Annotated in this window: 22 protein-coding genes and 2 tRNA genes; 16 read left to right on the top strand and 8 right to left on the bottom strand. The window is 68.3% G+C overall.

Annotation, left to right across the window (positions count from 1 at the left end):
- Nucleotides 1-24: 24 nt before the first annotated feature.
- From AC1DB1_RS07840 to AC1DB1_RS07820, 5 genes are all read left to right on the top strand, one after another.
- Entirely contained in the window at nt 25-687 is a 663-nt protein-coding gene (locus AC1DB1_RS07840) for a response regulator transcription factor (protein ID WP_271178491.1), read from the top strand.
- 100 nt (nt 688-787) lie between these two features.
- The gene (locus AC1DB1_RS07835) at nt 788-3,325 is read left to right on the top strand and encodes a GH25 family lysozyme (RefSeq protein ID WP_477200343.1); all 2,538 of its coding nucleotides are present in this window, start codon (nt 788-790) and stop codon (nt 3,323-3,325) included.
- Nucleotides 3,326-3,396: 71 nt separating this feature from the next.
- A complete protein-coding gene (locus tag AC1DB1_RS07830; RefSeq protein WP_271178493.1) occupies nt 3,397-3,609 on the top strand; it encodes an Rv0909 family putative TA system antitoxin in 213 nt (70 codons plus the stop codon).
- 265 nt (nt 3,610-3,874) lie between these two features.
- A complete protein-coding gene (locus AC1DB1_RS07825; protein ID WP_477200342.1) occupies nt 3,875-6,592 on the top strand; it encodes an FG-GAP-like repeat-containing protein in 2,718 nt (905 codons plus the stop codon).
- Between the two features lie 105 nt (nt 6,593-6,697).
- A complete protein-coding gene (locus tag AC1DB1_RS07820; RefSeq protein ID WP_271178495.1) occupies nt 6,698-7,009 on the top strand; it encodes a hypothetical protein in 312 nt (103 codons plus the stop codon).
- 40 nt (nt 7,010-7,049) lie between these two features.
- On the opposite strand, the gene AC1DB1_RS07815 is transcribed toward AC1DB1_RS07820, so the two are convergent.
- Nucleotides 7,050-7,120 (bottom strand) — tRNA-Gly (locus tag AC1DB1_RS07815).
- A gap of 170 nt (nt 7,121-7,290) precedes the next feature.
- On the opposite strand from AC1DB1_RS07815, the gene AC1DB1_RS07810 reads away from it, so the two are divergent.
- The 7 genes from AC1DB1_RS07810 (at nt 7,291) to clpX (ending at nt 12,982) form a co-directional block, all read left to right on the top strand.
- Nucleotides 7,291-7,368: transfer RNA gene (locus tag AC1DB1_RS07810), tRNA-Pro, on the top strand.
- A 54-nt stretch (nt 7,369-7,422) separates the two neighbouring features.
- Nucleotides 7,423-8,832 carry a trigger factor gene (gene tig / locus AC1DB1_RS07805; RefSeq protein WP_477200341.1) on the top strand — a complete coding sequence of 470 codons (1,410 nt, stop codon included), beginning with the start codon at nt 7,423-7,425 and terminating at the stop codon, nt 8,830-8,832.
- A gap of 111 nt (nt 8,833-8,943) precedes the next feature.
- A complete protein-coding gene (locus tag AC1DB1_RS07800) occupies nt 8,944-9,426 on the top strand; it encodes a tetratricopeptide repeat protein (RefSeq protein WP_477200340.1) in 483 nt (160 codons plus the stop codon).
- Nucleotides 9,427-9,526: 100 nt separating this feature from the next.
- A complete protein-coding gene (locus AC1DB1_RS07795) occupies nt 9,527-10,123 on the top strand; it encodes an ATP-dependent Clp protease proteolytic subunit (protein ID WP_271178498.1) in 597 nt (198 codons plus the stop codon).
- 24 nt (nt 10,124-10,147) lie between these two features.
- Nucleotides 10,148-10,816, top strand: coding sequence for an ATP-dependent Clp protease proteolytic subunit (locus tag AC1DB1_RS07790; RefSeq protein ID WP_271178499.1), 669 nt, complete (start codon nt 10,148-10,150; stop codon nt 10,814-10,816).
- Nucleotides 10,817-10,826: 10 nt separating this feature from the next.
- Nucleotides 10,827-11,573, top strand: a complete 747-nt coding sequence (locus AC1DB1_RS07785) for an AAA family ATPase (protein ID WP_477200339.1) — start codon at nt 10,827-10,829, stop codon at nt 11,571-11,573.
- A 134-nt stretch (nt 11,574-11,707) separates the two neighbouring features.
- Entirely contained in the window at nt 11,708-12,982 is a 1,275-nt protein-coding gene (gene clpX / locus AC1DB1_RS07780; protein ID WP_271178501.1) for an ATP-dependent Clp protease ATP-binding subunit ClpX, read from the top strand.
- 35 nt (nt 12,983-13,017) lie between these two features.
- On the opposite strand, the gene AC1DB1_RS07775 is transcribed toward clpX, so the two are convergent.
- Together AC1DB1_RS07775 and AC1DB1_RS07770 are read right to left on the bottom strand one after the other, a co-directional pair.
- Nucleotides 13,018-14,349, bottom strand: a complete 1,332-nt coding sequence (locus AC1DB1_RS07775; protein ID WP_271178502.1) for an ion channel protein — start codon at nt 14,347-14,349, stop codon at nt 13,018-13,020.
- 61 nt (nt 14,350-14,410) lie between these two features.
- Entirely contained in the window at nt 14,411-16,450 is a 2,040-nt protein-coding gene (locus tag AC1DB1_RS07770; protein WP_477200338.1) for a M3 family metallopeptidase, read from the bottom strand.
- A gap of 111 nt (nt 16,451-16,561) precedes the next feature.
- Between AC1DB1_RS07770 and AC1DB1_RS07765 the strand changes: the two genes are divergently transcribed.
- Genes AC1DB1_RS07765 through AC1DB1_RS07755 form a run of 3 tightly spaced genes read left to right on the top strand, consistent with a single transcriptional unit; the run spans nt 16,562 to nt 18,710 of the window.
- Nucleotides 16,562-17,245 carry a helix-turn-helix domain-containing protein gene (locus tag AC1DB1_RS07765; protein WP_271178504.1) on the top strand — a complete coding sequence of 228 codons (684 nt, stop codon included), beginning with the start codon at nt 16,562-16,564 and terminating at the stop codon, nt 17,243-17,245.
- Nucleotides 17,242-18,522, top strand: coding sequence for an MFS transporter (locus AC1DB1_RS07760; RefSeq protein WP_271178505.1), 1,281 nt, complete (start codon nt 17,242-17,244; stop codon nt 18,520-18,522). Before AC1DB1_RS07765 ends, AC1DB1_RS07760 begins: the two co-directional genes overlap by 4 nt.
- Nucleotides 18,519-18,710 (top strand): hypothetical protein, encoded by a 192-nt coding sequence (locus AC1DB1_RS07755; protein WP_271178506.1) that lies wholly within the window; start codon nt 18,519-18,521, stop codon nt 18,708-18,710. Before AC1DB1_RS07760 ends, AC1DB1_RS07755 begins: the two co-directional genes overlap by 4 nt.
- A gap of 36 nt (nt 18,711-18,746) precedes the next feature.
- Here AC1DB1_RS07755 and AC1DB1_RS07750 read toward each other — a convergent pair whose 3' ends face one another.
- From AC1DB1_RS07750 to AC1DB1_RS07730, 5 genes are all read right to left on the bottom strand, one after another.
- Entirely contained in the window at nt 18,747-19,016 is a 270-nt protein-coding gene (locus AC1DB1_RS07750; RefSeq protein WP_271178507.1) for a hypothetical protein, read from the bottom strand.
- Nucleotides 19,016-19,474 carry a GNAT family N-acetyltransferase gene (locus AC1DB1_RS07745; protein ID WP_271178508.1) on the bottom strand — a complete coding sequence of 153 codons (459 nt, stop codon included), beginning with the start codon at nt 19,472-19,474 and terminating at the stop codon, nt 19,016-19,018. Before AC1DB1_RS07745 ends, AC1DB1_RS07750 begins: the two co-directional genes overlap by 1 nt.
- 112 nt (nt 19,475-19,586) lie before the next feature.
- The gene (locus AC1DB1_RS07740; protein ID WP_271178509.1) at nt 19,587-20,033 is read right to left on the bottom strand and encodes a GNAT family N-acetyltransferase; all 447 of its coding nucleotides are present in this window, start codon (nt 20,031-20,033) and stop codon (nt 19,587-19,589) included.
- Nucleotides 20,030-22,639, bottom strand: coding sequence for a valine--tRNA ligase (gene valS / locus AC1DB1_RS07735; protein WP_477200337.1), 2,610 nt, complete (start codon nt 22,637-22,639; stop codon nt 20,030-20,032). The genes AC1DB1_RS07740 and valS overlap by 4 nt, the downstream gene beginning before the upstream one ends.
- Nucleotides 22,640-22,718: 79 nt before the next feature.
- Complete coding sequence (locus tag AC1DB1_RS07730; protein WP_477200336.1) at nt 22,719-24,053, bottom strand: MFS transporter; 1,335 nt, start codon at nt 24,051-24,053, stop codon at nt 22,719-22,721.
- 77 nt (nt 24,054-24,130) lie between these two features.
- Between AC1DB1_RS07730 and AC1DB1_RS07725 the strand changes: the two genes are divergently transcribed.
- Nucleotides 24,131-24,763, top strand: a complete 633-nt coding sequence (locus AC1DB1_RS07725; RefSeq protein ID WP_477200335.1) for a TetR/AcrR family transcriptional regulator — start codon at nt 24,131-24,133, stop codon at nt 24,761-24,763.
- Nucleotides 24,764-24,900: the final 137 nt, after the last annotated feature.

The raw sequence follows: 24,900 nt of genomic DNA, 5'->3' as shown, positions 1-24,900 counted from the left end.
TGGGCGCCGCCCTAGGCTGGAGGGGTGACCCCGAGTGATCCCTCCCGCCTCCGTATCGTCGTCGCCGACGACTCCGTGCTGCTGCGCGAGGGTCTCATCCGGCTGTTCGACGAGGCCGGCTTCGAGACCGTCGGCGCGTACGGCGACGGCGACAGCCTGCTGGCCGAGGTCGGCTCCCTGCATCCGGATGTCGCGGTGCTGGACGTGCGGATGCCGCCCACCTTCCGCGACGAGGGGGTGCGGGCGGCCATCCGGTTGCGGGCCGAACACCCGGCCACCGCGGTGCTCCTGCTGAGCCAGTACGTCGAGGGCACCTACGCGCAGGAGCTGCTGTCGGCGGGCGAAGGCGGAACGGGCTACCTGCTGAAAGACCGGATCGCGTCGCTCGACGAGCTGCGGGATGCGATCACGCGCGTCGCCGACGGGGGAACGGTGCTCGATCCGCAGGTCGTTCGCGAGCTCCTGGTACGCCGCACCGACCCGATCGATGCGCTCACACCGCGCGAATCCGAGGTGCTGCAACTGATGGCCGAGGGCCGCACCAACGCCGGGATCGCGCAACGGCTCGTGATCGGCGTCGGGGCCGTGGAGAAGAATGTGACGGCGATCTTCCAGAAGCTGGGGCTGGAGGATTCGGGCGACGACCACCGCCGGGTGCTCGCAGTGCTGGCCTACCTCCAGCGCTGACCCTCGTTCGGGGCACGCGAGCGCAAGGGCAGACATCTCGCCGGTTCGGGGTTAGGCTGCGGGCACCGCCCACCGACCACCGACCCGCGAAGGGGCGCCCATGTCTGTTCTGCTGCGCACGCTCACGACGATGACCGTCACTGCCGCGCTTGTCGCGACCGGCGCACTGGCCGCGACGGCCGATACTCCGACCGTCCCCGCCGGCACCGACGCGCAACCGACTCTGGCGCAGATGAACGCTGCTGGGGATCACACGATGGGTTCGACCGTGCCGGGGGACGACCCGGCGTCGACCGCCCCGCGAGCCTTCTCCGGCGCGGCCGTGCAGCCGCTCGCGGCCACGCAGCCGCCCGGGGTCCAGGGGCTCGACGTGAGCGGGTGGCAGAAGCTCGCGATGGCCGACTGGACGCGGGTCTGGGCCAACGGCGGCCGCTTCGCGTACGTGAAGGCCACGGAGAGCACGGACTTCACGAGCAGCCAGTTCACCGAGCAGTACAACGACTCGTATCGCGCGGGCCTGGTGCGGGGCGCGTACCACTTCGCGACGCCGAACACGTCGTCCGGCGCCGCGCAGGCGAACTTCTTCGTCGCCCACGGCGGCGGCTGGGTCAACGACGGCCGCACGCTGCCGCCGCTGCTCGACATCGAGTACAACCCGTACGGTGCGACGTGCTACGGCAAGACCGCCGCTCAGATGGTCGCGTGGATCCGGGACTTCTCGAACACGGTCCGAGCCCGCACCGGCCGGCTCCCCGCGATCTACTCGACCACCGACTGGTGGACGCGATGCACGGGCAACAACGGCGGCTTCGGCGGAAACCCGCTCGTCATCGCCCGCTATCCGAACAACATCGCATCCGGTGCGGGCACACTGCCCGCCGGCTGGAGCCGCTACACCATGTGGCAGTACGCCAACCACGGAGTCTTCCCGGGAGACCAGGACGTCTTCAACGGGACCGTCGCGCAGCTGCTCGCCCTTACCAGGAGCGGTTCGACCGCGATCGCTCTGGACTCCCCGATCGTCGGCGTCGGCGACTTCAACGGCGATCGCAAGCCCGACCTCATCGCGCGCCGCGGTGATGGGAGCCTCTGGTTCTACGCGGGGACGGGCACGGTCACGTCGACGAGTGGCGGCTACGCTCCCGGGCGCCAGATCGGCACGGGATGGAACGTCTACGACGCCATCATCGGTGCCGGGGACTACAACGGCGACCGACGGGCCGATCTGCTCGGCCGGCGTCCGGACGGTTCGCTCTGGTTCTACCCGGGCACGGGCACAGTCGGATCGGGTTCCCCCGGCTACGGGGCGGGCGTGCGCATCGATGCGGGCTGGGGCGCGTTCACGCAGATCACCGCACCCGGCGACTTCAACGCCGACGGACGGGCCGACCTGCTCGCCCGCAAGTCCGACGGCACCCTGTGGTTCTTCGCCGGTACCGGGATCGCCGACACCTCCCACTCCGGACATGCCGCCCCGGTGCAGATCGGCACCGGCTGGCAGGTCTACTCCCAGCTGCTGGGCATCGGCGACCAGAACAGGGACGGGAAGCCGGATCTTGCGGGCTTCCGCAGCGACGGCTCGCTGTACCTGTACGCGGGGGGACGCGGCGGCGCGGGTACCCCGTGGTACGGGACGGCCCAGAAGATGCCGGTATCCGGACTCAGCCGTTCGGACACGCTCAGCGCGCCTGGCGACTTCAACGGCGACGGGATCACCGATCTGCTGGCCCGCGGATTCGACGGGGCCCTGCGCCTCATCCCCGGATACCCCGTCGGCGCGAGCGGATACCAGGCGGCGGTCGCGGCCGGCACGGGATGGACGACCGACAGCGTGGCACTGGACGCGGGTGACTTCAATCTCGACGGCTGGAGCGATATCGTGACGAAGCGCACAGACGGGTCCCTCGTGCTGCATCCGGGCTCGGGGCCGGCGCGCTACGGCACCGCGCTCCGGATCGGCACCGGCTGGAACGTCTACTCCACGCTCATCGCTCCGGGCGACCTCAACCACGACGGCAAGGTCGACCTGCTCGGAGTGCGCTCATCGGGCACGCTCTGGTATTACGCGGGAACCGCGTCGTTCGGCGGGGGAGCGACCGGATACCGTCCGGCCGTGCAGCTGGGGCCGGGCTGGAACGCCTACACCCGGATCGTCGCCGGGGACTTCAACGGAGACGGCCGACCCGATCTGGTCGGCGTCAGGTCGAACGGCACGCTCTGGTTCCACGCCGGTACCGCTCAGGCCGCGTCGGCCGCCCCGGTGTTCCGGGCCGGTGTGCAGGTGGGGACGGGATGGGCCGCGTTCAACACGCTCGTCAGCACAGGCGACCTCGACAGGGACGGCAAGCCGGATCTGGTCGGGCGGCGCGCGGACGGATCGCTCTGGTTCTATCACGGCACCGGCAGGATGGGCTCGTCCAGCGGATACTCCGCCGCCGTTCGGATCGGCACCGGATGGAACGTCTACCGCTCGATCCTCGGCGCCCACGACGCCAACCGCGACGGCCGCACCGACCTGCTCGGCGTGCGTTCCAACGGCACCGTCTGGTTCTACGCGGGCACGGGAGGCACGGGCGTTCCGCGGTTCGGGTACGGCTCGTCCGTGCGCATCGGAGCCTCGTGGAACGTGTACCAGTGACCCTTGCCACTCGCGCGGGTGCGCGGGCAGACTGAGGAAACCACGCTCGCTGACGGAAAGCAGGTGCTCAGATGGCCGGACTGGACGACATCACCAACAAGGCGAAGGAATTCCTCGACAGTGGTGCGGTGAAAGACGCGCTCTCGAGCGAACAGGCCGAAGGCGTGAGCGACAAGCTCCTCGACGGCGTCGCCGACGCGGCGAAGAAGGTCAGCGGCGGCAAGTTCGACGAGCAGATCGAGGGCGCCCGCGACGCCGCCGACAAGAAAGTCGGCAACGAATAGCGGGCTTACACGTAATCCCGAACGGCCGGTTTCCTCGTGGGACCGGCCGTTTTTCTCTGCCTCGATGTGGGACCCCCCGAACGGGTAGGGTTCCTTGCTGAACGAATCCCGTTAAACTTCCACCGAAGCCTTAAGCTTCGAACCATCGCTCCGACCGACCCCGAAGCGGTGGACCCGACCGACCATACTGCAATCCCGCTCGTCGACGGTGGACTCCGTTGCGTTCTTTCCCGAGGGATCCGTCCACAGCTGAGGAGCGCCTCCGATGCCCACCGTTTCCCAATTCGCCACGACGGCAGCCGTTGCTGCGGCGCTGGTCGCGAGCTGCGTGCTCGCGTCGCCGGCGAACGCCACGACGGCGACGCCTGTGCCGTCTCCCTCCGTGACGGCGAGCCGGCCGGATGCCGCGTCGCCGACGGCGAGCCCGGCGCCCACCGCCGCCCCCGCGCCCACGTCGACTCCGTCGCCGTCGGTCCCCGCGTCCCCGGCGCCGACAGCCACTCCGGCTCCCGCGGTCGGAGACGACCCGTCGCTGGCCACGATGAATGCCGCCCGCAACCATGCGATGGGGTCGACGATCCCGGTCGAGGCGTCCGAAGGGTCCGGCTCGAAGTTCCGTTCCCTCGCAGCCGCTCGCCCCGCCGGTGTGCAGGGTCTTGACGTGAGCGGCTGGCAGGTGCTGAACCTCGCCAATTGGCGCACGATCTACGCGAACGGCGGACGCTTCGCCTACGTGAAGGCCACCGAGAGCACCGACTACCGGAGCAGCCAGTTCGCTGAGCAGTACAGCGACTCGTACACAGCCGGTCTCGCCCACGGCGCCTACCACTTCGCGACGCCGAACACGTCGTCGGGAGCCACCCAGGCGAACTTCTTCGTCAACAACGGCGGCGGCTGGACCAACGACGGTCGCACACTGCCGCCGCTGCTGGACATCGAGTACAACCCGTACGGCGCGACCTGTTACGGCCTGAGCGCGGCGCAGATGGTGTCGTGGATCCGGGACTTCTCGAACACGATCCTCGCCCGCACCGGCCGCCTCCCCGCGATCTACTCGACAACCGACTGGTGGACACGGTGCACCGGCAACACCTCGTCGTTCGGTGCCAACCCGCTCTTCATCGCGCGGTACCCGAGCAACATCGCGTCCGGCGCGGGCACACTGCCCGCAGGGTGGAGCCGGTACACCATGTGGCAGTACGCCGATGCAGGCGTGTTCCCGGGTGACCAGGACGTCTTCAACGGCACCGAGGCCCAGCTCGCGGCGTTCGCCAGGGGAACGAGCACGGGTGGAGGCGGAGCGACACCGATTCCGCCCGCACCGACACCGCTCACGGCTCCCGTGATCGGGACCGGGGATCTCAACGGCGACGGGAAACCGGACTTCATCGCGCGGCGTCCCGATGGCACCCTCTGGTTCTACGCCGGCACCGGCACGGTGAGCTCGACGGACAGCGGGTACGCCGCGGCCGTCCAGATCGGTGTCGGCTGGAACGCCTTCGACACCATCCTGGGCGTCGGCGACTTCACCGGCGACGGCAAGCCCGACCTGGTCGCCCGCAAGACCGACGGCACCCTCTGGCTGTACGCCTCGAACAACGCCGCGAAGAGCAAGCCCACTTTCGCATCCGGCCGACAGATCGGAACCGGCTGGAGCGTCTACACCGAGATCTCGGCCGCCGGCGACTTCGACGGCGACGGCAAGGCCGACCTGCTCGCCCGGCGTCCGGATGGCACGCTGTGGTTCTACGCAGGCACGGGTGTCGTCGGAGGGAACGCGCAGGGCTACGCTGCCGGCAAGAAGATCGGCACCGGCTGGAACGTGTTCAAGCAGGTGTTGGGCGTCGGCGACCTCAACCGCGACGGAAAAGCGGACCTGATCGGCCTGATGCCGAACGGGAGCGCCTACTACTACGCGGGAACGCGCCGCACCTCGGGCACGAACGCCTGGTACCTGCCTGCCCGCCCGGTGACGCTGTCCGGCGTGACGGGCACCTCGACGCTGGTGGCCCCCGGCGACCTCAACCGTGACGGTACGCCCGACCTGCTGGCTCGTTCCGCTGCCGGTGCGCTGACCTACCTCCCCGGGAGCGTGGTGAAGGATGAGGGCTATTCCGCCGCGAAGACGTCTGCGGGCGGTTGGAACGTGAACACGAACGAACTCGGCGTCGGCGACTTCACCGGCGATGGCAAGGCGGATGTGCTGGCCACCCGGGCCGACGGCAGCCTGTGGCTCTACCCCGGGCTGGGCTCGATGACCTCGACCGGCGCCCTCTACGTGACCCCGAGCAGGATCGGCACCAGCTGGCAGGTCTACTCCAAGCTGGTCGCGCCCGGCGACTTCAACGGCGACGGCAAGCCCGACCTGCTGGGGATCCGTGCCGACGGCACCTTCTGGTTCTACGCCGGAACCGGCAAGGTCGCGGGCGCAGACACCGGCTACAAGCCCGGCGTGAAGGTCGGGCACGGGTGGGGTGTCTACGACACGGTGGTGGGCGTCGGCGACTTCAACGCTGACGGTCGTTCCGACCTGATCGCGCGGCGACCGGATGGCTCGCTGTGGTTCTACGCGGGCACCGCTGTCGTCGACAGTACGCACGAGGGTTACAAGCCCGCGGTCAAGCTGGCCACGAACTGGCAGATCTTCGACACGATCCTGGGCGTCGGCGACGTCAACAGCGACGGGCGCCCCGACATCGTGGCGCGCCGCACCGACGGCACCCTGTCGTTCTTCGCCGGGACAGGCAAACCCAGCGCGACCAACTCCGGTTTCGCGCCCGAGGTGCAGATCGGCCACGGCTGGAACACGTTCCAGACCCTCGTGGGCGGGCAGGACGCCAACGGCGACCGCATCAACGACATCATCGGCATCCGGGCCGACGGCTCCGCCCTGTTCTACGCAGGGACGGGCACGGCCGGAAGTACCACCGGTTCGTTCTCCTCGACGATGGCGATCGGCACCGGCTGGCAGATCTACGGATGATCCCGAGCTGAGAAGAGGAAGAGCCGGCAGACCAACGCCCGCCGGCTCTTCCTTTTCCATGTTCGGATGCTGGACGTAGCGCGACAGCGGCGCTACGGTGACACCGTGTCCGCCGAATCAGGCAAGCCCCAGAGCGCCCACCTCGGCGACGTCGTCGTGACGGTGCTGCTCATCGTCGGCTCGATCGGGCTGGCCATCGGACTCTTCTTCGGCGTCTTCCTCTGGGACACGGACGGCGCCACGCACGCACTCGGCTTCTTCCTGGGCGTGTTCCTGCCGCCGGTGCTCACGCTCGCCGGCGTGATCGGGGGGATCGTCGCCCTCACGCGGCGCCGCCTGGCGTTCTTCTACCCGCTCGCCGGCATCGTGCTCAGCCTGCTCTCCTGGTGGATCGCGCAGGCACTCGCCACGTCATAGCGGCTCGAGTCCCGGTCGACGCGTACAGCGCCGGTTACAGAGGGGATGACGGGAATCGAACCCGCGTAATCAGTTTGGAAGACTGAGGCTCTACCATTGAGCTACATCCCCGGAGTCACGCGTGAGCGAGGCACCCAGGACATCGTAGTACAGGTTTCGTACGTGCCCCGACCGGCGCACCGTCGTCGTCACGGGTGCAGTAGACTTGCGCGTGGTCTTTCGCCCCCGACGGGTTCGTTCGCGTCGCGGTACGGACCGGGCGGGTTTGAGGTCGCTGAACCCGGGGCGTAGCTCAGCTTGGCTAGAGCGCCCGCTTTGGGAGCGGGAGGTCGCAGGTTCGAATCCTGTCGCCCCGACCAGACCTCGAGCCACACGACGAAGACCACCGTTCAACTACAGGAGAACCCAACAACGTGAAGACCACGGTCGAAAAGCTGAGCCCCACTCGCGCCAAGCTCACCATCTCGGTGACGCCGGAGGAGCTGAAGCCGTCCATCAAGCACGCGTACGAGCACATCGCCGAGCAGGTCAGCATCCCCGGCTTCCGCAAGGGCAAGGTGCCGCCGGCGATCATCGACCAGCGCGTCGGCAAGGCCGCCGTCCTCGAGCACGCGGTCAACGAGGGGCTCGACGGGTTCTACCGTCAGGCCGTCGACGAGAGCGACGTGCGTCCGCTCGGCCGTCCGGAAGCCGACATCACCGAGTGGCCGAACGAGAAGGACTTCTCGGGCGACCTGCTGCTCACCATCGAGGTGGATGTGCGCCCCGAGATCGAGCTGCCCACGTACGACGACGTGAAGATCACGGTCGACGCGGCCGAGGTCACCGACGCCGACATCGAGTCGGAGCTCGACACCCTGCGCAGCCGCTTCGGCACGCTGGTCACCGTCGACCGCCCGGCCAAGACCGGCGACTTCGCTCAGATCGACCTGGTCGCGACCATCGGCGACGACGAGGTCGACACGGCCAACAGCATCTCCTACGAGATCGGCTCCGGCGAGCTGATCGAGGGCATCGACGAGGCGCTCGAAACGCTGACCGCCGGCGAGACCACCACGTTCGAGGCGCCCCTCATGGGCGGCGACCACGAGGGTGAGAGCGCCCAGATCACCGTGACCCTCCTGGCGGTCAAGGAGCGCGAGCTCCCCGACGCCGACGACGACTTCGCGCAGATCGCGAGCGAGTTCGACACGATCGACGAGCTCAAGGACAGCCTGCGCGGCCAGGTCGAGCGTGCCAAGACCTTCGGTCAGGGCACCAGCGCCCGCGACCAGCTCGTCGAGAAGCTCCTCGAGCTCGTCGAGATCCCGGTTCCGGCCGCGCTCGTCGAAGACGAGGTGCACCGCCACCTGGAGCAGGAGAACCGCCTCGAAGACGACGTGCACCGCGCAGAGGTCACCGAGTCGAGCGAGAAGACCTTCCGCACGCAGATCCTGCTCGACGAGGTCGCCCAGGCCGAAGACGTCAAGGTCAGCCAGGACGAGCTCACCCAGTACCTGGTGCAGGGCGCAGCCCAGTACGGCATGGACCCGAACGAGTTCGTGAAGATCCTCAGCGAGAACGGCCAGATCCCGTCGATGGTCGGCGAGGTCGCCCGTAACAAGGCGCTCGCGATCGTGCTCGGCAAGGCGACCGTCACCGACTCGAACGGCAATGCCGTCGACCTGTCCGAGTTCACGGCACTGCCCGAGGACGAGGAAGACGGCGCCGACGTCGTCGACGAGGTCGTCGAGACCGCGGAGGCCGAAGAGGCGGCGGAGGCCGCCGAGGCTCCGGCCGAAGAGGAGAAGCCCAAGAAGAAGGCCGCTTCCAAGAAGAAGTAGTCGACACGCCTGAAGGCCGGGAGCACATCGCTCCCGGCCTTCTGCGTATCCGGGCGACCAGCGCGCCCGGCGCGACGACACGACGAGCGACGAAACGACGAGGGGATGCACATGGACTGGGACGCACGGGTCGCCGCGGTGTGGACGGCGGCGGGCACCATGAGCGACGACGCGGTCGTGCAGGCGATCGACGCCCTCATGGCCGAACGCCAGGAGGACGACCCCCGTGCGCTGTTCGAAGCCGCCGGCGCCCGTGACTACGCGGGCCTCGAGGCCGAGGCCGAGCCGCTCTACCGCCGGGCCCTGCAGGGCGGCCTGGCCGAGCCGGAGCGCGCTCAGGCCGTCATCCAGCTGGCGAGCACCCTCCGCAACCTCGGCCGGGCGGGGGAGAGCGCCGCGCTGCTGCGAGGCGAACTGGCCGAGCATCCTGGCCATCCGCTGGCGGATGCCGCACGCGCGTTCCTGGCGCTCGCCCTGCACGACGCTGGCGAACCCTCGGCGGCCGTCCAGGTGTCGCTCAGCGCACTCGCACCGCACCTTCCGCAGTACGGCCGGGCCGTCGCGGCCTACGGGGACGACCTCGTCGGGCGCTGAGCCGGAGCGCCGCGCCGATCTGCCCAGGGCGAACAGGCCGGAAATGCTGTTGCGGCTCCGATAGATTCGTTCACGAAGCGACAAGGAAATGGAGCGACACATGGCCGACATGGGCATGCAACCCAGTGTTTTTGACCGACTGCTGAAGGACCGCATCATCTGGCTCGGCTCCGAGGTGCGGGATGACAACGCGAACGAGATCGCCGCGAAGCTGTTGCTCCTCGCCGCGGAGGACGCCAAGCGCGACATCTACCTCTACATCAACTCACCCGGTGGCTCGATCACCGCGGGTATGGCCATCTACGACACGATGCAGTTCGTCCCGAACGACATCGTCACCGTGGGAATCGGCATGGCGGCCTCGATGGGCCAGCTCCTGCTGACCGCGGGCACGAAGGGCAAGCGGTACATCACCCCCAACGCCCGCGTGCTGCTGCACCAGCCGCACGGCGGCTTCGGCGGAACGGCCAGCGACATCCAGACGCAGGCGCAGCTCATCCTCGACATGAAGAAGCGCCTCGCGGAGATCACGGCGGCGCAGACCGGCAAGTCGGTCGAGCAGATCAACGCCGACGGTGACCGCGACCGCTGGTTCACCGCCCAGGAGGCCCTCGAGTACGGCTTCGTCGACCACATCCGCGAGACGGCCTCCGACGTCGTCGGCGGTGGCGGCACCGACGCGGACGCCGTCAAGTAGAGACCACGGAAGGAATACGACGAAATGAACATCCCCAACTTCGGTGGTCAGGCGTTCAACGGGGTCCAGGCCCCGGGTGCGCGCTACATCCTGCCGAGCTTCGAAGAGCGCACGGCCTACGGCTACAAGCGCCAGGACCCGTACGCGAAGCTCTTCGAGGACCGCATCATCTTCCTCGGCGTGCAGGTCGACGACGCTTCGGCCGATGACATCATGGCCCAGCTCCTCGTGCTCGAGAGCCAGGACCCCGACCGCGACATCGTCATGTACATCAACTCGCCCGGTGGCTCGTTCACCGCGATGACGGCGATCTACGACACGATGCAGTACATCCGCCCGCAGATCCAGACGGTCGTGCTCGGTCAGGCCGCCTCGGCCGCAGCCGTGCTCACCGCCGCCGGCACGCCCGGCAAGCGTCTCGCGCTGCCGAACGCCCGCATCCTGATCCACCAGCCCGCAGTCGGCGAGGCCGGTCAGGGCCAGGCGTCCGACATCGAGATCCAGGCCAACGAGATCATGCGCATGCGCACCTGGCTCGAGGAGACGCTCGCGCACCACTCGAACCGCTCGCAGGAGCAGGTCAACAAGGACATCGACCGCGACAAGATCCTCTCGGCCGCTGAGGCGCTCGAGTACGGTCTCATCGACCAGGTGCTCACCAGCCGCAAGGCGCTTCCGGCACTCGTCAAGTAGAGTCCTCGGCATGACCGAACGGGGCGATCGTCTTCACGACGATCGCCCCGTTCGGCGTGTCAGGGTCTTCAACGACGCGATGTACGACCCGGACGTGTGGCCGGCGAACATCCCGGCCGTCGCGCAGGTACTGCGCGAGGGCCTCGAGCTGCCTGCCGGAGTGACGTTCCTGGTCGGCGAGAACGGCAGCGGCAAGTCGACCCTGGTCGAGGGGATCGCCACGGCGTACGGGCTTCCCCCGGAGGGTGGGAGCAACCAGGGCTGGCACGAGACCCGGCCGTCGGAGTCGCCGCTCGGCGAATGGCTGCTCGCCGAGCGCAGCCCCTCGGCCCCGCGCTGGGGGTTCTTTCTGCGCGCCGAGACGATGCACGGCTACTACACGTACCTCGAGAGCCTGGGCGGACCGGATGCCGTGCTCCATGCCCTGAGCCACGGCGAGTCGTTCAACGAGCTCCTCGAGACCAAGCTCAACCATCCGCAGTTCGTCGCGGGGCTGGTAGTGCTCGACGAGCCCGAAGCCGCGCTGTCGTTCGGGTCGAGCCTGCGCTGGCTCGCCAACCTGAATGAGATGGCGAAGCGCGGCACCCAGGTGATCTGCGCGACGCATTCGCCGATCCTCGCGTCGCTGCCCGGAGCGCATCTGCTCGAGACAGGGGAGTGGGGCATCCGGGAGAGCACCTGGGAGGACCTGGAGATCGTGGGCCACTGGCGCTCCTATCTCGACGACCCCGAGCGGTACCTGCGGCATCTGCTGTGACGAACCGTGACCGCCGTTTGCGGCGCAATCGCTGAGGGCGAACGCGCCGGAGATCATTTGCGGGCGGGGTGCGCACCTTTGTCGCCCGCACAGGTTAGGCTCGTCAGAAGATACCCGAAGGAGGAGGGTGACGGATGGCTCGTATCGGGGAAAGCGCCGATCTGCTCAAGTGTTCCTTCTGTGGCAAAAGCCAGAAGCAGGTTCAGCAACTCATCGCCGGTCCGGGCGTGTACATCTGCGACGAATGCGTCGAGCTGTGCAATGAGATCATCGAGGAGCGCCTCGCGGAAGCGGGCGAGGAGACGTCGAGCGAGTTCGACCTCCCCAAGCCGAAAGAGATCTTCGGCTTCCTCGAGGAGTACGTCATCGGACAGGAAGCGGCGAAGCGCGCACTCGCGGTCGCCGTCTACAACCACTACAAGCGGGTTCGCGCCCGTTCGACGATCACCGCGGCCGACGCGATGGACGACGTCGAGATCGCCAAGAGCAACATCCTGCTGATCGGCCCGACGGGCTGTGGCAAGACGTACCTGGCGCAGACGCTCGCCAAGCGGCTGAACGTTCCGTTCGCGGTCGCGGACGCCACGGCGCTCACCGAGGCCGGCTATGTCGGCGAAGACGTCGAGAACATCCTGCTCAAGCTCATCCAGGCCGCTGACTACGACGTGAAGCGGGCCGAGACGGGCATCATCTACATCGACGAGGTCGACAAGATCGCCCGCAAGGCCGAGAACCCGTCGATCACCCGCGATGTCTCGGGCGAGGGCGTGCAGCAGGCCCTGCTCAAGATCCTCGAGGGCACGGTCGCCTCCGTTCCGCCGCAGGGCGGTCGCAAGCACCCGCATCAGGAGTTCATCCAGATCGACACGACGAACGTGCTGTTCATCGTCGCCGGCGCCTTCGCCGGGCTCGAAGACATCATCTCCCAGCGTGCGGGCAAGAAGGGCATCGGCTTCGGCGCCCCGCTGCACAGCAAGGGCGACGACGTGAACCTCTTCAGCGAGGTGCTGCCGGAAGACCTGCACAAGTTCGGTCTGATCCCCGAGTTCATCGGTCGCCTCCCGGTCGTGACGACCGTGACGCAGCTCGACCAGGAAGCGCTCATGCAGATCCTGACCGAGCCGAAGAACGCACTCGTGCGTCAGTACCAGCGCATGTTCGAACTCGACGGCGTGCAGCTCGACTTCGAGCCGCCGGCGCTCGAGGCGATCGCCGATCTCGCGGTTCTCCGCAAGACCGGCGCCCGCGGGCTGCGCGCGATCATGGAAGAGGTCCTCGGGCCGATCATGTTCGAGGTGCCGTCGAGCTCCGAGGTCGCCCGCGTGGTCGTGACCCGCGAGGCGGTGCTCGAGAACGCCGCTCCGACGATCGTCCCTCACCGTCCGCGACGCGAAGAGAAGTCGGCTTAACCGCCGAACAGGTGTGCAGACGGCGCCCGCAGCGATCAGCTGCCGGGCGCCGTCTGCTGCGTGGGGGAGTCGGGCGGCCCCGTCGGCCCGGCCGGTGCGGGAGCGACCGTCACGGGCGGCTTGATGAGCATCTCCGGCGCCCGTGACACCATCAGCCACGTCGGCAGGATCACCAGGCAGAGCAGCGGAAGCATGGCGGGTGAGTTGGTCACCGCCGCGGCGATGAACAGCGCGATCCAGCCGTCGCGCGCGATCGCGAGTGTCAGCCCCAGTACACCGCACCCGACGGCGACGGGCAGCGGAACGGCGGGGACGAGCGCGTTCGCGAGCACACCGACGGCGGCGCCGATGAAGACGGCGGGGAAGATCCGGCCGCCGCGGAAGCCGGCTGCGGCGGCGATCACGAGGGCGACGACCTTGACGCCCACGATGCCAGCGAGCTGCCAGGTCGTGTAGTCGCCGCGGGTCTGGACGAGCTCGTTCATCTGGGTGAGGCCCTTGAAGAGCGTGATCGGACCGCCGAGCGCGCCCAGGCCGCCGAGCACGAGACCGCCGAGGGTGATGTAGATGAGCGGATGCCCGATGCGGTGGAACGTGCGGTGCACGAGCGGGAAGACGTAGACGATCACCAGCCCGAGAAGCGTCGCGACGATGCCGATCACGATTCCACCCGCGAGATCGACGATCTTCGGCGCATCGTAGGTCGGCATCGCGATGGCGAACGACGGATGCGCCAGCAGGGTCATCGTGATCGACCCGGCAGTCGCGGAGGCGAGCGGCAGGAAGAGGCGGTCCCAGAGCGCCCCGCCCGTCTTCAAGGCGGCGACGACGCCGGTGAACACCAGCGCGGCCGCCACCGGCGTGCCGAACAGGGCGCCGATCGTGCCCGCTGCCGTGATCAGGACGACGAGCTGCGGAGGGATAGCGGGCCACAGCCGGGCGATCACGGCGACGAGAAGGCCCGTGTTGATCGCGATGATGGGGTTCTCGGGGCCGAGGCTGACGCCGCCCGCCAGGGCCAGTACGGTCGCGAGGATGAGCGACGGCAGCACGGCGAGGCGCAGGGGAGGCGTCATCAGCTCCGTCGTGGCCGAGTCCGGACCCGCGTGACCGGGGACCAGCCACACCACGAGCCCGATCGCGACGCCCGTGGCGGTGAGAACGGCGAAGATCCACCAGCCCGACGATGGGTCGATGCCGAGCGCTCCGGGCAGTCCCTTCCACAGTCCGTCCTCGAGCAGGCCGGCCACCTCGTCGAGGCACCACAGGACGAGTGCCGAGACGACGCCGATGATGACCGCGGGCACGGAGAGCCGCACGAGCATCCGGATGCTCGGGACTCCGGCATCACCGGTCGTGGATGTCATCGGACCCTCCTGCTCATCGGCCTCAGCGTAGGGCGCGACGCGGGGAGCGGTCCAGTGCCAACTAGCTGTCGAGGCCCCTGCGCGCGAGCAGCGGTTCGATCACGGCGTCCCTGCCGCGGAAGTCGCGGTAGGCCTCCAGCGGGTCCTTCGAGCCGCCGACGCCGAGAAGACGACTGCGGAAACGGTCGCCGTTCTCACGGAGCAGTCCGCCGTTCTCCTTGAACCACTCGACCGTGTCGGCGTCGAGCACCTCGCTCCAGATGTACGAGTAGTACCCGGCGTCATAACCGCCGGAGAACGTGTGGGCGAAGTAGGTGCTCGCGTACCGCGTAGGAACGGCGGGGTTGTCGAGGCTGACCGCCCGCAGCGCCTCCGCCTCGAACGCAGCGACATCGGTCACGGTGTCGTCGGCGGTGATCGCGTGCCATGCCTGGTCGAGGAGGGCTGCAGCCAGGTACTCGCTGGTGAGGAAGCCCTCGTTGAAGGCCTCCGACGCGTGCAGCCGGTCGACGAGTTCCTGCGGCATGCGCTCGCCCGACTGATAGTGCACGGCGTAGTTCGCGAGGACCTCCGGCCAGAGCATCCACATCTCGTTGACTTGGCTGGGGAACTCGACGAAGTCGCGGAAGACGTTGGTGCCGGCGAACTTCGGGTAGGTCACCCGGGCGAACAGGCCGTGCAGGGCGTGTCCGAACTCGTGGAAGAGCGTGTTCGTCTCGTCGTAGGTGAGCAGCGTCGGCTCGTCGGCGGCGGGCTTGGGCACGTTGAGGTTGTTGACCACGACGGTCGGGGTGTCGAGCAGCTCGGACTGAGAGATGAGCGGGTTCATCCACGCTCCGCCGCGCTTGGAGTCGCGGGTGTAGAGGTCGAGGATGTAGAGGCCGAGCGGCGAGCCGTCCTCGTTGCTGACCTCGAAGACCCGGGCATCCGGGTGGTAGGCCACGAGATCGGGACGCTCGGCGAAGGTGACGCCGTACAGGCGGGTCGCCGCGTAGAACACGCCGTCGCGCAGCACACGCTCCGCCTCGAAGTACGGGCGCATCGCGGCGACATCCACGTCGTACTTCGCCTGCCGCACCTTCTCGGTGTAGAACGACCAGTCCCAGCTCGCCAGGGCGAACGCGTCACCGATCTGCTCCTGCAGGTCGGCCTGCTCGGCCAGGGCGTTGCGCGCCGCCGGCGGGGCGAGCCTGCCGAGCATGTCGGCGACGGCCCGCGGGTTCTTGGCGGTTTGATCGGCGGTGACGTACGCGGCGTGCGTCTCGAAGCCGAGCAGGCGCGCGCGTTCCGCCCGCAGCCGAGTGATGTCGAGCACGAGCTGCTGGTTGTCGTTGTCGCCGCCGTGGATGCCACGCGAACGCGAAGCGGTCATGATGCGCTCACGCACGGAGCGATCGGTCAGGGCGGCGAGGGAGGGATGCCCGGTCGGCAGCACGAGCGTGATCACGTACTTGCCGTCGAGACCGCGCTCCTTCGCCGCCTCGGATGCCGCGGAGAGCTCACCCTCGCCGAGCCCGTCCAGTTCGGACGCGTCGTCGAAGACGACGGCGAGCTCGTTGGTGTCGGCCAGGAGGTTCTTCTCGAACCGCGTCGTGAGGGTGGAGAGGCGCTGGTTGTAGTCCTTCAGTGTCTCCTTGTCGTCGTCGGTCAGCCCGGCGCCCGCGAGAGTGAATTCGGCGTAGTAGCGCTCGACGAGATAGCGCGACTCGGCATCGAGACCGAGGCTGTCGAGCTGGTCGTGGAGTTCCTTGATGCGCGAGTACAGCTGGGGATCGAGCCGAATCGCGTCCTCATGGGAGGAGAGGAGGGGGGCGATCTCCTCTTCGAGGGCGTTGGTGAAATCGGTGCTGTCGGACGAGCTTTTGTTGAAGAACACCTCGGCGACGCGCATCAGCGTTCGACCGGACAGCTCGAGGGGGATCATCGTGTTCTCGAAGGTGGGCGTATCGCGCTCCGCGGTGATCGCGCGGACCTCCGCCAGCTGCTCCTCGAACCCGCGCTCGAAGGCGGGTCGGTAGTGCTCGTCGCGGATCTCGGCGAACGGAGGCAACTGATACGGAAGGGTGCTGGGAGCGAAGAACGGATTCGAGGATTCAGCCATCTGCCCAGCCTAGAACCAGCGGTACGCGCTTCGCATGCAAACGTATGATTGCAAAGAAGCAATTGCAAAGAGACTGTTGCAAAGAGAACTTTGCATTGCTACTCTGTCGGTATGGCCGCTGAGAAGACCCCCGAAGAGTCACCCGCCGAGACGCCCGCTGAGGTGTCTGCTGAGGCCTCCGCCGAGAAGCCTCCCGCGATCTCCCACCCGTATGACGACGCCCTGAGCCTGGAGTCGCTCCGGGCGCTGGCGCACCCGATGCGCGTGCGGATCATGAACGAGCTCAGCGACTTCGGCCCGATGACGGCCAGTGGTCTGGCGGAGCGCCTGGGGGAGTCGAGCGGCGCCACCAGCTACCACCTTCGTCAGCTCGCCAAGCACAACATCATCGTGGAGGTCGAAGATAAGGGCTCGGCTCGTGAGCGCTGGTGGCGGATGGCTCCGGGCGGCGTGACCATCGGCTCGCCCGAGACACTCGTCACCCCGGCCGGCCGCGAAGCGACCGAGCTCATCTCGCGCGAATGGGCGCAGAACAACGATCGCCGTCTCGTCGCGTATCTGCGCTACGGCCTCGACGTACTCGGCGAGGAATGGTCGCAGGCGGCGACACTGTCGACGTCGCACATGGCGCTCACCAAAGACCAGCTCGCCGAGTTCGGGCGCGAGTACTACGCGCTGCACGATCGGCTCCGGGCGAAATGGGGCTACGTGCCCGACGCCGAGCCCGCCGACGGCGCACGGCGCGTGCAGATCCAGCTCAATGCCTTCCCGCTCGTCGAAGGCGAAGACCGATGAGTACCGCGACCCGACCCACCCTCGAGCGCGCCCCGCTCAGCGCCGGGTTCAACCGGCTCTGGACCGCCGCGATCACCAGCAACCTGGCCGACGGCATCGGGCGCACCGCGGTGCCGCTGATCGCGACGACCCTCACCCGTGACCCCGCTCTGATCGCCGGTCTGTCCGCCGTGACGTTCCTGCCGTGGCTGCTGTTCGGCATCCCCGCCGGCATCCTCCTCGACCGGGTGGACCGCCGGATCGCGATGGCGGTGGCCAACAGCCTGCGCTTCGCCGTCGCGGCGCTGCTCGCGGTGATGATCGCGACCTCGACGCTCACGATCTGGTGGCTGTACGCGATTGTGCTGCTGTTCGGCCTCGGCGAGACGGTGTTCGACAACGCGACCACCACGGTCGTGCCGAGTCTCGTCACCCGCAATCAGCTCGACCGGGCGAACGGGCGCATGCAGTCGGCCGAGATCGTGGTGCAGAACTTCATCGCGACGCCCGTCGCCGGCTTCCTGTTCGCCGCGGCGATCGTCATCCCGGTCTGGTTCACCGGCGCGGGCTTCCTGGTGGCAGGACTTCTCGCTCTGACGATCCCGGCCGCAGCGGCACGGGGGTTGCGTGCGGAGGCCGCCGCGAATCCGGATGCCGCCGCGGAGCCTCGGCCGTCCTTCGGCGCCGTGGTCCGGTTCCTGACGCACCAGCGGCTGCTGCGCGCCCTGATCGTGCTGACCTCGCTCACGGCATCCGCGATGGCGTTCGCACAGGGGAGCGTCGTTCTCCTGCTGCTGCAGACCTTCTCCGTTCCCGCCGCTCTGATCGGCGTGGTCACCGCCGGCGTCGGCCTCGGTGCCCTGATCGGTGCCCTGATCGCCAGTCGGCTCGTGGAGCGCTGGGGCCGGGGCGTGGTGATGTTCTGGTCGATGCTGGTCGGCGGGATCGGGCTGTTGGGCGTGGGCGTGACGGGCAACGTCTTCATCGCCATCTCGGCGTACGCGGTCGGCGCGTTCGGCGTCGCCGTCTGGAACGTGCCCTGGGGCGCCCTGCGTCAGTCGATCATCCCGAGCGACATGCTCGGCCGTGCAATGGGGATCATCCGCACGATCGGCTGGGGACTCACACCCATCGCGACCGTCATCGGCGGGTTCGTCGCCCGCATCGACCTCAGGCTCCCCTTCGTCATCGGAGGCGCCATCGTCGTCGCACTGTGCCTCGTGGCCGTGCGGCTGCTGCTCTCGGCCGGCTCGTACGAGCCCGCCGCCGAAACACACCCGGAAGGAATCGGATCATGACTGCACTCAGTATCGACCGCCGCGCCGGCTGGATCGACCGCACCGCTGTCAGCCTCGGACAGGCGCTCACGAACTGGGGGACGCGCCACGCGGTGCTCCGCTCGGCTCCGCGTTACGACGAGCAGGATGCCCGCATCACGGCCTCGCGCGACAACGCTGCTCGCATCCTGCCGCAGCTCCCGCGCTGACGACGAGCTCGCCGGCGTGCAGCCCGCGACGACGGCCTACGGCTCGAGATCGAACTCGTCGGGCTCCTGCGTTGACGGCTGGGTGATCGTGGCCGAGTCCTCGGAGGGGTTGTAGTGGATGACCGTGCCGTCGTCGAGTTCGATGACCGGCTTACCTTCGAGCCAGGTGAGCGTCCAGCGCCAGTCCGTGGTCTCGACCTCGGTGGCGACGAGCTCCTCCTCGACGGTCTGCACGGCATAGCCGACGACCTCGGGCAGGGACGATGGGGCTGCGGCTCCGACCGCCCAGCGGGTGCCGAGCTGCATCAGGCGCGCGCCTTGGGAAGGTCGATCTCGTAGGTGACCCAGGACGTGCGGCTGGCGACGGAGTCGTACACCTGCTGGGCCTCCTGGTTGTCGTGCGCGGTGATCCACTGCACGACGCCGAGCTCACGCGCCGCGGCACGTTCGCGCACCGCGTCGATCAGGGTGTGGCCGACGCCGTTGCCACGGCTGTCCTCCGCCACGTAGAGGTCGTCGAGGAACATCCCGCGGTCGCCCTCGAGGGGACGCGGGAACTCACGGAAGTGCGCCAGCCCGACGATCCGCTCGCCGTCGACGGCGATGAGGCCCTCTTCAGGGTGGTCGGGCGCGGTCAGCCACGACCAGAGCAGCAGTGCCTTCTGGTCGGTCAGCGTGGTCTCGTAGAACTCCGCGTACTTCTCGTAGAGATCGAGCCAGGCGAAGAAATCGCCGTCAGCGACCGATCGGACGTCAATCGACATGTGTTGCCTCCGTTTGCCATACCCCGCACGGCTGAGAGTTGATGCTTGTTCGACCCTATCGCGCGCATCCCCGCCGGTCGATGCCGTCGGAGGGATGCGGCCGGGCCCGACCTCAGGGGACGAGGTCGTAGGTGACCCATTTCGTCTTCTCGGCGACCCGGTCGTAGACCCGGCGAGCCGTCTCGTTGTCTTTGGCCGTGATCCAGCGGACGACCGAGAAGCCCTCGGCGCGGGCGCGGTCGCGCAGGGACTCGAGAAGGGCTGTCGCGGCGCCTTCGCCCCGTGCATCCGGCGACACGAAGAGGTCGTCGAGATAGAGCCCGCGGCTGCCGTCGAGCGGCCGCGCGAATTCGCGCACGTGCGCCAGACCGATCGGCTCGCCCGCTTCGTTGACGGCGAAGTACGCGGTCAGCTCGGGCGAGGAGTCGGTCAGCCAGCTCCACACGAGCAGCGCCTTCTCGTCGGTGAGCGGCGTCTCGTAGAACTCGCCGTAGCCCGCGTAGAGGTCGAGCCAGGTGAAGAACTCGTTGTCGTCCACGCGCCGGACCGTTGCAGTCATCGTTCCTCCTCGCTCGGGGCCTGGGCAAGCAGAATATCGGTCACCGTGAGCTCCTCGCCGGATTCGAACCGCAGGTCGGCGATTCTGCCCACCGAGCGGAGGTCGCCCGCTGCCAGCTTCACGGCGGAGATCTCCGCCTCCGGGCCGCCGATCGTGGCGGAGTCGACGAGCGCCTTCTGCGAGGCCTTCGCCGTGGTCTTGGCGCCGCGGATGCTCGTCAGCGCCCGGCCGACGACGCCGAGCACTCCGGCGCGGTCGTTCCAGGACGAGTCGGTCAGGCCGTCGACTGTCGGCCAGGCCGCCACGTGCACCGAGCCCTCGTTGAACCACGACCAGGACTCCTCGGTGGCGAACGGGACGACGGGCGCGAACAGCCGCAGCAGCGTCGACAGCGCGAGCCGGAGGGCGACCACGGCGGACGTCTGCTCGGGGGAGACGTCGCCGTAGGCGCGCTCCTTCACGAGCTCCAGGTAGTCGTCGCAGAACGTCCAGAAGAACGTCTCGGTGAGTTCGAGGGCTCGCGCGTGGTCGTAGCCGTCGAGCGCAGCGGTGGCGTCGGAGACGACGGCCGCGAGGTTCTGCAGCATGCTCTGATCGAGGGCTTCGGTCACCAGGGCGAGGTCGTCCGACGCGGGCGCTTCGAATCCCAGGATGAACTTGGCCGCGTTCAGAATCTTGATCGCGAGGCGACGTCCGATCTTGATCTGGGTCGGGTTCTGCGGGTCGAAGGCAGCGTCGGTGCCGAGGCGCGACGACGCCGCCCAGTAGCGCACCGCATCCGAGCCGTGCTTCTCGAGGATGTCGGCCGGAGTAACGACATTGCCCTTGGACTTGGACATCTTCTTGCGGTCGGGGTCGACGATGAAGCCGGAGAGTGCCGTGTTCGTCCACGGTGCGACACCGTGCTCGAGCTGCGAACGGAGCACGGTCGAGAACAGCCAGGTGCGGATGATGTCCTGGCCCTGCGGACGCAGGTCGAAGGGAAACACAGCGTTGAAGAGCTCGTCGTCGCGCTGCCAGCCGCCGGCCAGCTGCGGGGTGAGCGACGAGGTCATCCAAGTGTCCATCACGTCGTGCTCGCCGACGAAGCCGTTCGGCTGATTGCGCTGGGCCTCCTCGAAGCCGGGTGCGGCATCCGACGACGGGTCGACGGGCAGCTGGGCCGCGTCGGGCAGGATCGGCTCGTCGAAGCGCGGGTTGCCGTCGCCGTCGAGCGGGTACCAGATCGGGATCGGCACGCCGAAGAAGCGCTGGCGCGAGATCAGCCAGTCGCCGGTCAGGCCGCCGACCCAGTTCTCGTAGCGGACGCGCATGAACTCGGGGTGCCAGTCGAGCTCACGGCCGAGCTCGATCAGGCGCGAGCGCAGCGCCTCGTCGCGGGCGCCGTTCTTGACGTACCACTGGCGGGTGGAGACGATCTCGAGGGGCTTGTCGCCCTTCTCGAAGAATTTGACGGGGTGCTGGATGGGCTTCGGGTCGCCGACGATGTCCCCGGTGGCGCGCAGCTGCTCGACGACCGTCTGCTTGGCCGAGAACACCGTCTTGCCGGCGAGTTCCGCGTACGCGGCCTTGCCCGCCTCGCTCGTGATGGCGAGCGGCGGCTCGCTGACCAGGCGTCCGTCGAAGCCGAGGATGGCGCGGTTGGGCAGGTCGAGCTCGCGCCACCACACCACGTCGGTGATGTCGCCGAAAGTGCAGATCATCGCGATGCCGCTGCCCTTGTCCGGCTGCGCCAGGTGGTGGGCGAGCACCGGGACCTCGACGCCGAAGACCGGGGTGGTCACGGTCGTGCCGAAGAGCGCCTTGTAGCGCTCGTCATCCGGATGCGCGACCAGGGCCACGCACGCGGGGAGCAGCTCCGGGCGGGTGGTCTCGATGTAGATCGGGCCGTCGGCACCGTGGAAGGCGACGCGGTGGTAGGCGCCGGGCTGCTCGCGATCCTCGAGCTCCGCCTGGGCCACCGCGGTGCGGAACGTGATGTCCCAGAGCGTCGGCGCCATGGCCTGGTACGCCTCGCCGCGCTCGATGTTGCGCAGGAAGGCGAGCTGCGACGTGTGCAGCGCCTCGTCGCCGATGGTCCGGTATGTCTGGCTCCAGTCGACGGAGAGACCGAGCGAGCGCCAGAGCGCCTCGAACTGCTTCTCGTCTTCGACCGTCAGCCGCTCGCAGAGCTCGATGAAGTTGCGGCGCGAGATCGGCTTCTGGTCGGCCGCCTTGCTGCTCTTGTTGTCGCCGCCCTCGAACGGCGGGGTGAAGTCGGCGTCGTACGGCAGCGACGGGTCGCAACGCACTCCGTAGTAGTTCTGCACACGGCGCTCGGTCGGCAGGCCGTTGTCGTCCCAGCCCATCGGGTAGAACACGTGCTTGCCGAGCATGCGCTGGTACCGCGCGATGACGTCGGTGTGGGTGTAGCTGAACACGTGACCGATGTGCAGCGAGCCGCTGGCCGTCGGCGGCGGGGTGTCGATGGAGTAGAGGCACCGGCGCTCGGCCGCGAGGGCGGCGGCGCGGTCGAAGAGGAACGTACCGTCGGACTGCCAGCGGCCGCCCCACTTCTCTTCCAGCCCCTCGAGGGCGGGCTTATCGGGCACAATGGCGGCGCTCATGACTCTCCGAATCGATATGTGCGGCACCGTGTCAATGGAAAGGTGCCTGAGTGTGCAGTCCTTCCAGGGTAGCGGAGGCTCAGGCCGCGAGTTCGACGTCGTCGATGATCGGTCGCCGGCGGGCGGCCAGCCATGCGGACACGAGGGTGATGACGCTCATCAGTCCGAGCACGATTCCGGGGTACCACCAGACGTTCCCCGTCGCGTTGCCGAGCAGCGCGGTCAGGAACGGGACGAACGCGGTGAGGAGCGCGGCGATGCTGTACGCCACCGAGAGGCCGCTGTAGCGCACCTCGCTCGGGAACAGGTCGGACATGAGCCCGCCGAGCCCTGCCCAGGAGAGGGTGGGCAGGATCCCGCCGATGATCATGCTGCCGACGAGGATCGGGAACGTGGCGTACTGCAGCAGGAAGTACATCGGGAAGGCGATGATCAGGGTTCCGACGGCGCCGATCGCGACGACCCTGGCGGAACCGATCCGGGTGGCCCACACGCCGAACAGCGGGATGGTGACGAGCTGCAGCAGACCGCCGATGGTCGTGGCGATCAGCAGGTCGTTGAAGCTGAAGCCGAGCGTCGCCGTTCCGTACTGGACCATGTAGGTGTTCATCAGGGAGTACGAGCCGATGCCGAGCACCGCCGCACCGATCGCGATGAAGAAGGCGGACGGCGCCTTGCGGAACACGTCGAGCACCGGGAACCGGTCGCGCTTACCCGTCGCCAGAAGCTCCTTGAACACCGGCGTCTCGTCGATCGACCAGCGGAGGTAGAGCGAGACCAGCAGCAGCGGGATGGCCGTGAGGAACGGGATGCGCCAGCCCCACGCGGCGATCTGCTCGGCGGGCAGTGCGAACGAGATGACGATGAAGACAACGGCGCTCAGGATGCTGCCGACCGGCGATCCGAGCTGGGGGAGCGACGCGTAGAAGCCGCGCCGCTTCGGGTTCGCATACTCGGTGGCGAGCAGGATCGAGCCGCCCCATTCGCCGCCGAGCGAGAGCCCCTGCACCAGGCGGAGCAGGACGAGCGCGATCGCTCCGAACCACCCGGCTTGGGCGTACGTGGGCAGCACGCCGACGAGCCCGGTGCCGATGCCCATCATGAGGATCGTGATGAGGAGAGTCGGCCGGCGGCCGATGCGGTCGCCCAGGTGACCGAACACGATGGCGCCGATCGGCCGGATGACGAAGCCGGCCGCGATGGTCAGGAACCCGGCGAGCACACCCCCGAAGACGCCGAGCGGCTCGAAGAACAGCGGTCCGACGAAGAAGGCGCTGAAATACGCGAAGAGGTAGAAGTCGTACGACTCGAGGGAGGTGCCGACGAACGACGCGATGGTGACCCGGCGCGCGGTCCCCGGCGTGATGCCGGGGCGGTCGGTGGTGCTGTATGTGATGGTGTCTGTGGAACTCACGACGGTCCTTGTCATTCGATGCTCGGGCGGGACGCGATAATTGGATCGGGTCCAATAATAGGCAGGAGAAGGAACGCATGACGCCGCCGATCCATTCCACGGGTTCCGGGCGACCGCGCGCCTCGTCGCGCGGCACCCTCGCCGAGGCGGCTGCAGAGCTCTTCCTCGAGCGCACCTACGCCGGCACCACCATCGAGGACATCACCCGTAGAGCGGGCGTGAGCCGTGCGACCTTCTTCAACTACTTCGATGCGAAGAGCGACCTGCTCTGGGTCGAGGTGCACGAGAGCCTGGCGCAGTTCGGGGAGGTGCTCGAACGAGCATCCGCCCAGGGACCCACCATGCACGCCGTGCAGGAGTCCGTCGTCGCGCTGGCCGCGGAGTTCGGTCCCGCCCGTCTGCCGCTCGCGGTCACCCAGTTCGAGGTGATGGGCACCAACGCCGAGCTCGAGTCGTCGGCGCTGTCCCGCTTCCTGACACTCGTGCGGCTGCTCGGCGCCTTCGTCGCGCGGCGGACGGACGCGGATCCCGACGCTCTCCTGCCCCGGAGCATCGCTACCGCGGTCATCGGAGCGGCCGTCGCCGCCGCGGCCGTCTGGGCGGCTGCGGGCGTCGCACGCGGCCCGCTCGCCCCGTACGTCGAGGCGGCGATCGCGCCGGTCTGCGCCGGGTATCAGGCCGTCCTCGATGATCGCGCCGCGACCAGGTAGAATCGTCGTACAGACATCGACCCGGCCATCACCGGTGAGTCTTCGGAAGAAAAGCGGTTCCGGCCGCCGAGTAGAACCGAACGGGGCTGGCCCGTCATAGCCAAAGAGAGAGCGGTCGTATCCTCGAGTGGGCGGAT

Source organism: Leifsonia sp. 10N434, from assembly GCF_056394405.1.
This window is presented reverse-complemented; position numbering and strand designations above follow the sequence as displayed.